This is a genomic window from Paenibacillus sp. FSL R5-192, from assembly GCF_000517845.1.
GTDB lineage: Bacteria > Bacillota > Bacilli > Paenibacillales > Paenibacillaceae > Paenibacillus > Paenibacillus amylolyticus.
In genome coordinates, this window is the sequence record NZ_ASPR01000031.1 from 1 (window position 1) to 1,625 (window position 1,625).

Annotated in this window: 1 protein-coding gene; it reads left to right on the top strand. The window is 42.6% G+C overall.

Going from position 1 to position 1,625, the window contains the following annotated elements; genetic code table 11:
- Positions 1-130: 130 nt before the first annotated feature.
- On the top strand, positions 131-1,453 hold the full coding sequence (locus tag C161_RS19245) for an IS4 family transposase (RefSeq protein ID WP_036672060.1): 1,323 nt from the start codon (positions 131-133) through the stop codon (positions 1,451-1,453).
- The last annotated feature ends 172 nt before the right edge of the window (positions 1,454-1,625 follow it).

Here is a 1,625-nt window from a genome sequence, read left to right on the forward strand (position 1 = left end):
AAAAATCAATAAAATGAGCAGGTTATCGAAAAGATAGCCTGCTTTTTTTATGTGTGAAAATAAGAAAAAAGACTTGACAAGCAGGTAAAAAGGTGTGGCGAAGCCCTTGGAAAACGAGGGGGTTACGCCAATGAATGAATATGCGAATTCGCTAAAAGAAAAACTCACTTCTCTCATACGAGAAATGTCAGTTGCACCAGCACCTTATGTCAAAAATCCTGAAAAAGATTTTACCCGTAAGAAGAAATTACCGTTTGAAACGGTTATGCAACTACTGATCTCTATGGGCGGAAACAGTTTATACAAGGAACTCTTGGAATCACAGGGCTATGATGTAAATACGGCCACTTCTTCTGCTTTTGTCCAACAGAGAAATAAAATCTTGCCGTCTGCCATGGCATATTTGTTTCAAGAATTTACGCAATCGGTTACGGATCTCAAGAACTACCGAGGGTATCGGTTACTCGCCATTGACGGTTCGGATTTGCATTTCGCCACTGACCCTGCGGATACCGACACCTATTTTCAAAGTCAACCGGAAGCAAGAGGCTATAATCTGCTGCATTTAAACGCCACCTACGACCTTTGCAACAGACTTTACGTGGATGCGATTGTTCAACCGCGAAGATTAAGTAATGAGAGAAAAGCGTTAGGGGATATGGTTGACCGTTCCTGCATCGAGGGAAAAACCATTGTCATTGCCGATCGAGGTTATGAAACTTACAACAATTTCGCACATATTGAACGCAAAGGGTGGAGCTATGTCATTCGAGTAAAAGATCTGGCCTCCAGTGGTATTCTCTCGGGCTTGCGTTTACCCGATAGCGGTTCGTTTGATCAGGAGGTTCATCTAGTGCTTACTAAAAAACAAACCAAAGAGGTCAAAGCTCATCCCGAAATTTACAAGTTCATCCCTTCTAAGTCTACCTTTGATTTCTTAGATTTGAAGGAGCATCTGTACTACCCCATATCTTTTCGAGTCGTTCGGTTTGTCCTGTCGGATGGCGCTTATGAGACCGTTATTACGAATTTATCTGACGCAGATTTTCCACCCGATGAACTCAGGTCCATCTATAACATGCGGTGGGGAATTGAAACCTCGTTCAGGGCATTAAAATACACCGTCGGTCTGACCCATTTTCACGCAAAGAGACGAGAGTCCGTCATCCAAGAGATTTTTGCAAGAATGATCATGTACAATTTTGCAGAAATGATGACCTCGCACGTCGTCATTTCCCAAAAAGCTAAACAGTACCACTACCAAGTCAACTTCACGGTTGCCGTTCATGTTTGTAGACATTTCCTGCGCTCAAGAGACGATGACCCCCCGCCCGATGTTGAAGCACTGATTCGAAAAAACGTTTTGCCAATTCGACCCATTCGACCAGGGCAGCAGAATACGCGCAAAATACGTTATAAATCATCGGTTAGCTTCGTCTACAGAGTAGCATAAATTCGGTTCGTCTGAACACTTTTTTAAGCGGATCATCCATCCGTTTGTTTGCTGTACGCTTTTTTCCTTGCATACACAAAAAAACAAACGACACGGGACTTTTTCCCATGCCGTTTCAGATTTCATTTTATTCTCAGTTTTGTCTTTGAGCTAAACTTAATGACATTGCCCT

Excerpts from the sequence above, each read along its gene's own strand:
- C161_RS19245 (WP_036672060.1), top strand. The coding sequence starts at position 131 with ATGAATGAATATGCGAATTCGCTAAAAGAAAAACTCACTTCTCTCATA.